The organism is Candidatus Auribacterota bacterium (assembly GCA_026392035.1).
GTDB lineage: Bacteria > Auribacterota > Tritonobacteria > UBA1439 > UBA1439 > JAPLCX01.
In genome coordinates, this window is record JAPLCX010000020.1 from 1 (window position 1) to 6,343 (window position 6,343).

Annotated in this window: 5 protein-coding genes; all 5 read right to left on the reverse strand. The window is 58.9% G+C overall.

The features are described 5' to 3' along the window. Positions 1 to 212: 212 nt before the first annotated feature. The 5 genes from NTX71_02085 to NTX71_02105 all read right to left on the reverse strand — a co-directional run bounded on the left by NTX71_02085 (position 213) and on the right by NTX71_02105 (position 6,005). The gene (locus NTX71_02085; protein MCX6338692.1) at positions 213 to 842 is read right to left on the reverse strand and encodes a hypothetical protein; all 630 of its coding nucleotides are present in this window, start codon (positions 840 to 842) and stop codon (positions 213 to 215) included. Beyond that, entirely contained in the window at positions 839 to 2,029 is a 1,191-nt protein-coding gene (locus NTX71_02090; GenBank protein ID MCX6338693.1) for an exo-alpha-sialidase, read from the reverse strand. Before NTX71_02090 ends, NTX71_02085 begins: the two co-directional genes overlap by 4 nt. 48 nt (positions 2,030 to 2,077) lie before the next feature. Further along, positions 2,078 to 2,914, reverse strand: coding sequence for a DUF116 domain-containing protein (locus NTX71_02095; GenBank protein MCX6338694.1), 837 nt, complete (start codon positions 2,912 to 2,914; stop codon positions 2,078 to 2,080). A gap of 45 nt (positions 2,915 to 2,959) precedes the next feature. Then, positions 2,960 to 4,630 (reverse strand): tetratricopeptide repeat protein, encoded by a 1,671-nt coding sequence (locus tag NTX71_02100; protein ID MCX6338695.1) that lies wholly within the window; start codon positions 4,628 to 4,630, stop codon positions 2,960 to 2,962. A 223-nt stretch (positions 4,631 to 4,853) separates the two neighbouring features. Beyond that, entirely contained in the window at positions 4,854 to 6,005 is a 1,152-nt protein-coding gene (locus NTX71_02105) for a helix-hairpin-helix domain-containing protein (GenBank protein MCX6338696.1), read from the reverse strand. Between the last annotated feature and the right edge of the window lie 338 nt (positions 6,006 to 6,343).

Genomic DNA, 6,343 nt, shown 5'->3' on the forward strand with positions numbered 1-6,343 from the left:
GCCTTCCGCTTCTTTCAGCTTCGCCTTACGGCTACGCCTTGCGGTTTGGCTACGGTTGCCGCTATCAGCTCCGACAAGCTCCTTTCAGCTTGTGAGAAACAACACATGCCGGGCACACTAGCCGACACTTAAGTGTCGGCTACACAGTTTGTTTAGAAACTCACATTATTGTGTTTATTATCTGAGTCCGGTGGGGAAAAACCGTAAATCCTTCAGGCATTCTCTAATCGCCTGGCGCGATGCGTGCGCCTCCACACGCCGGCACAGAGCACTGACAGCACCCACCCCCATGCCCAGAACGTCGCCAGCGGATCGGTCAGGTAGTCCCACAGATTGTCAGACTCGGCCAGGTGCAGATCAAATGCCGCGATCGCGATGATGGCAGCGAACGCCGCCATATTCCGCTTCGATGCCCATGCCCAGAGCGCGAGCAGCATCAGCAACAGCAGCAAACCCGTCGGCCGGTAACCGAGGCGATAGATGTCTATGGGGACCAGGCCCATGGCCGATGGATATAGAATGAGGCCTGCGATTGCGAGGGTGCATAACATGGCGGAGAGGTCGGCCACGGGAAGTATCCGCATGCCGCACATCTGGTGAATCAGGGCACAGGCGAGCAGCAGCGTCAAGGTGACGCTCACCTCCCCCACGACGCCGAGAAGATATCCGAACACCGGGATGCCGCCTACGGGGACGAGGACGATCGCAAGGCACAGCACCATCAGAAGGACTCGCATGCGCCGGGAACGGCGGCGGGCACGGGAGACCGCGAGGACGGAGCTTGCCAGCAGTAAAAATGCTGCAGCGATCCCCAGTATGTCAACAGACAGATGCAGGTTCATTGAAGTTTTTTCAACCAGGACTCATTGAAACTCACGTGCTTGATGCGCCTCCTGTTCCATGTGTAGAGCAGGTGGAACACGCCATCTCGGGCCTGCGTGAGATACGGGTAGGAGAATCCAGGGATCTCCTCCTCCTCTGAGGCGATTTCCCGCTCGAACGCGTGGACCACGCGCCAGGTGACTCCGCCATCCAGCGATCCCGCGAGTGACAGGTCATCCCTGTCAATATCCATATTGTTGAAGACGAGCCACACGGTCCCATCACGCGCCCGGAACCCGGCCACGGCGGAGTCAGGATTCGGAAAGGACATCCTCTCCGGCGCGGACCATGTCCGGCCCCCATCGCGGGTGGCGGACATGAGTATGCGCCGTGAGGCCTCGCCGCTGTTGCGCATAAAGGCGACCGCGTGGGTCGTGTCGAGGGGCACGATGGAAGGCTGCAGCAATACTCGATCGCACGTAATCGGCGACGCGTCGAGCACCGTGCCGTCGGATCCCACGCGCACGAGCTCGCCCCATTTGCTGAGTAATTCGTGATAGACCGGCAACCCGATGGATCCATCGGCGTAGAGAAACGGCGCCCCCCTCACGAGAGTACCCATATTGAAGAGGGGGCTCGTGACCAGGCGCCGCGTCTCTGACCAGTGACAACCGTCGTCCTTTGAAACCCGGAAGTTGACCGCGCTGCCCGACCATCCCCCCAGGGATACGCTCACATAAAACAGCCACAGTGCGCCACGAGAATCCTTGAGGACCACGGCGTTTCCCAGCTTCCGCACGTAACGCTGGAGGTCGGCCTGGGTCTGCGGGGTGTCCGCCAGGAGGCAGGGGCTCGTCCATATGCCGGTTCGCCTGTCCCATACGGACTGGTACAGCGCAACATCAGACGAACCCTCCCGCTTTCCTCCGTACCATACCGCGAACAGGTTCCCGTCTCCCAGCTCCACCAGGCTCGGGCAGTGCACATTCCGGGTCATCTCCTCCCGATCCACAAATCCCTCCCGATAGAATGCGGGGACCTTGTCCCCCCCGGCCACAGAGCGCGGGCTAGGGAGAGCGAAAGACCACGACAGGTCATGGGATGATCCTCGATAGAGGAGTGGCAGGAACACGACGATGACCACCAGCAGGAAAACAGCGGTGGCGATTCCGCGGCGCACGCTCACCTCGCTCTCAGCGCAGATCATTCTGCGTGGATAAATTCCCGTAAGGGGGGATTGCGAATTCCCCGATATTTACTGGTCCCTGCGACGCGGTGAGGAAAAGGAATGCAGCGCCCGTTCGAATTTCTCGAGATCAATCACGGTGTCCCTGCACGGCCCCTCCGGCCTCCTGTTGGGGATGGCGATTACCGGGATGCGCGAAATCTCCTGCAACCCCTTGATAAGCTCGCTCTCGCAGGCGATGGCGATAACGCTCGACGGGGCGAGATCGAGAACGATTTTCCTGGCAAGCTCCCCGCCGGTGACAACCGCCATGGCGAACGAGTGCTTTTCCATCAACCCCACAAGATGAGCGATCGCGCACCTGCCGCATCGCTGACAGTTGATGACGCTCGCGATCAGATCCTGTCTGCATTCTGAGCGTTGCACGCACCTGGGCAGGAGCACGAGCAGTTTCCCGCCCGCCGCCCGTTTTTTTGCCCATCGGGCGATTCGGTTATTGAACGCGATGCACGAGGCGGAAACAACATCCCTCGATTGACCGATGAGCCCGCCGAGCATCCGGCAGAGAGGGAACAGCGCCATAATCAACACCCGACGCGGCGCGAACGGAATGAATCCTAAAAGATCCCTGTTGGCTGAAAAGGAGAGCACCTCAAGAATGAGGAAACATGCGCATGCGGCAACCGGGACAGCGAGCAGCAGGAATGCGGCCCCCGTGAGCGAGGGATGCCAGGCGTTGAGCTGTGCGCGCATGAGATAGCAGAGGGCAGCGGCGCCGAGGGCGAAAATCAGGCACCACGCGAACGCGAGGAGAGCATAGAGCGCCGGGCTGGCCGCTCCTTCCCGGCCCTGCCTCGTTTTTTCTGATTCTCCGCCGCCTCTATGTGCGTGGGATATGTCTTTCATGTACAATTCCATCCATGTAGCGCGAGCCCCTGCTCCGCCACTCCCCTATTCCCCGAGCTCCTCTAGCCACTCCTTCACGCGCGGCGCGTCCTCAGCGTTGGGCTTGAGCGTGAGATATGCCTTGAAATGCTCCACCGCCGCTTGAGGTTTGCCTGCCTGATTTCTGTAAATCTGGGCGAGGTTGAAATGCGCGTCCCCATCGCGGGGGTTGAGTCGGATCGCATTCTCGTATTCCTCGATAGCCCTTCCATAGTCTCGCTCGTCTGAGTAGAGTACCCCGAGTTGAAAATGGGCGGGGGCGAAATCAGGGTCAACCCTCAACGTCTCCAGGAACCCCTCCTCAGCCTTCTCCTTCTCGCCGAGCCTGCCATAGCACACCCCGAGGTTATACCACGCGAACTTCGTGCCGGGGTTCAGTTCCCTTGCCTTCGTGAACGCCTCAACCGCTTTCCCATACATGCCTGATTTCTCGTACACATTGCCAAGGTCGAACCATGCGGTGCTCACCTGCGGCTGCGATTCGAGCGCCCTCCTGTAAAATGCGACGCTCTTCATCGCGGGGAACCCCGCGCCGTAGCGGACACCTCCGGCGAACTCATTGATATACGCCATGCCGAGGCAGGCCTGGGCAGAGCGCGGGTTGCGGCCGAGAAGAGCCGCGTAGAGCTTCTCCGCTTCGCTGAAATTGCCTTTTGCCGTGAGGGTCTGCGCGCGCTCGATCAGCGCGCTTTCGTCATACGCTCCCGGATGAGATTCAGGGCGAACGGGAGAGGCTTCCTCCCCCAGCGCACTGCACAAATCCGGATTATCATTTTTTAGTGCCGGCGAGAGCCCGAACGCGATGCGGGCTTCCTCGCGCGCCTGTTGCGTCCTGCCTGAATTGAGGTAAAGCCTCGCGAGGGCGAGATGCGCCTTCGCGTCTCCCGGAAGGCACTCTATGGCCGCCTGGAATGATTGTTCCGCCTGGGCATCCTCTCCACGCGCGCGCTGCACAAGCCCGAGGCTGTATCTCCCGCCCCGTATGTCCGGCTGAAGCCTCACCGCGGTGTGGAGGGAGTCCTCCGCTCCCGGGAGATCTCCGAGCTCAGCTTGGGTGATCCCCGTGTTGAGGAACGCCTCGGAGAGGCGTGAATTCAACTCCACCGCCCTCTTGAATTCTTCCAGCGCCTTGCGCTTCAGTGAGAGCTTGCTGTAGCAGTATCCCAGATTATTGTGGGCCGCGGCGCTTACCTGATGGAATTGAAGCGCCCCTTCGAATGCTCTCGCCGCCTCCAGATAGTCGCCCTTCCTCGCATACACCAAACCCAGATGATAGGGCAGATAATACTCCTTGGTGCCCTTCGCAGGCTTTGACGCAATCGCCTTGGCGGCAGATGAATACGCATCGAGAGCCCTGTCGAAGTCGCCCAATTTTTCGTAACAGAACCCAAGCCGGTAGTACATTTCATCATCCGGTATGCCCGTGACAATCGCCGCCTTTAATTCGGATGCCGCTGCTGCGTAATCGCGCTTCGCCGGGCTCGCGGGGGGCTCCACCTCGGGGTCGATCAGTCGGTAACGCCGGTCCCACCGGTCAAGGAACTCTGTCGGTTCATAGATTACCCCTCCCCCATAGGCCGCAGCCCGCCCCTCCCCCCGCTGCGCATTCTGAAGCGCGAAAAGCATCGGGCTGATGCACATGATGATCAATCCAAAGCCACAGGATGTTTTTATCATGAATGCTGCCTCACACAAGGAGCCAGTGCGGAACACGGCCATCACAGGCGATTATACCACAGGGGTGAAGAGGAGGCGAGGAACGAGAAACTCGAAACACGAAATCCTAAACAAACACAAAACTCAAATGCACAAAACCCACACTGCTCTATTTCGGGGGTTTGGATTTTGGATTTATTTAGGGTTTCGTGTTTAGGATTTCGGATTTATCTGTACTCAATAATCACCTCACGCAAATGCGGTCTTTGTTACGCTCGAAAAGCTTCTCGCCGATGCCCGGGACATTTTTGATATCTTCGATGGAGCGGAATGGCCCGTGAGTTTTGCGGAACTGGACAATTGTGCCGGCTTTCTTGGCGGCGATTCCGCTCAGCGCATCATCAAGCTCAGTCACCGAAGCAGTGTTGATATTGATCTTCCCCTGCCGCGCGCCCGCAGCCTTGGAGCTTCGCGAGGGCGCCTCAGGCTGCACGGCGGGGGCGGGAGCACTTTTGTTGTCGTCTCTCGAAGAGATGATCGAAATCTGCCGAAGTGACCGCACCCCTATCGCCCTGCCGTCGCTCTGCAGGACGATCGGCCCTCCGCCGCGGTACGGCGAACCCACGGCCTTGAGCGGCGCCGATGCGCCCTCGAAAAGAACGCGCGGAACATCCGCTGCCGGAAACGCCGGGAGCTGCTGGATCGCCGCCCCCTGGCCATGCAGTCTTTCCGAGAGGAGGAATGAGTTGCCGCCGTGAACCACACAGAGCGAGAGCCCTTTTTCATCTGGTGTGTCCGCGTTGAACGAGCTCGGTTTCATAATGTAGAACCTCACCGCGCCACATGATATGTTCTCCATTGCGCGCACCACGCGATAGTTCACATCGCCCGTCCGCAGCGTTTTCAGATAATCGGCATAGAGGCCACCCTCATTTTTGAAACCCGGATCAAAAAGCTGCAGCACCTTGAACTGCTTCATGATCCCCGTGAGCGACTGCATGCACGCGTTCGTCTTATCAGCGCCGATCAGTGCGGTGATCTCCTCCGTCCCAAGCTGTTTCAGATAATCCACGATCCTCTGCCCGTTCCCCCCGCTTCCTCCTGAAAAGACCACGGTCGATCTGTCCGGGCAATGCAGGATGAACGCGCACGAATCGGATCCCGAATCCATGCAGTGGAGCGCGAGCAAGCCGGTGTCCTCAGACAGCCTGCAGGCTGCGTGACAGGTGGGGCACTCGCCGCGGGTGGCGTGCTCGAGCATTACGAAGATGTCACCGCATCGCCAGCAGCTCGCGGCGATTTTCTCTGCGCTGCCGATCAAGGGAAGGCACTGGAACAATAAGGAGAGAGTCACGACGAGAAGGTGAGCATGACGCACACACCGGACCGGTGCCATACGAACCCCGCACGCTCTTCAGTGATGCTGTTCACGTTCATTATAATCAGATCGGGGGATTATGGCAACGAAATATCTTCCCCGTGTCCAGCCAAAATAGAAATGTCCCCTTCTTACCAAATTAGAAATGTCCCCATGACTGTTCCCTCCCCCCCCAAGGTCTGGGGGGTGTGGGTATGGGTGGGGGGGGATAGAAAAGATGTACTCTTCCCCTCACAGAGCCACTTCCTGGGGAAAAACCGCGATTTTTGGTTTAACATTACTTCGCCCCCCCCTAAAATGCCCTACAACAAACGATCTCATTGTGATGAGGCTACCAACACTGGCCTGATTTTGTA

Excerpts from the sequence above, each read along its gene's own strand:
- NTX71_02105 (MCX6338696.1), bottom strand. The coding sequence starts at position 6,005 with ATGGCACCGGTCCGGTGTGTGCGTCATGCTCACCTTCTCGTCGTGACT.
- NTX71_02090 (MCX6338693.1), bottom strand. The coding sequence starts at position 2,029 with ATGATCTGCGCTGAGAGCGAGGTGAGCGTGCGCCGCGGAATCGCCACC.
- NTX71_02095 (MCX6338694.1), bottom strand. The coding sequence starts at position 2,914 with ATGAAAGACATATCCCACGCACATAGAGGCGGCGGAGAATCAGAAAAA.
- NTX71_02085 (MCX6338692.1), bottom strand. The coding sequence starts at position 842 with ATGAACCTGCATCTGTCTGTTGACATACTGGGGATCGCTGCAGCATTT.
- NTX71_02100 (MCX6338695.1), bottom strand. The coding sequence starts at position 4,630 with ATGATAAAAACATCCTGTGGCTTTGGATTGATCATCATGTGCATCAGC.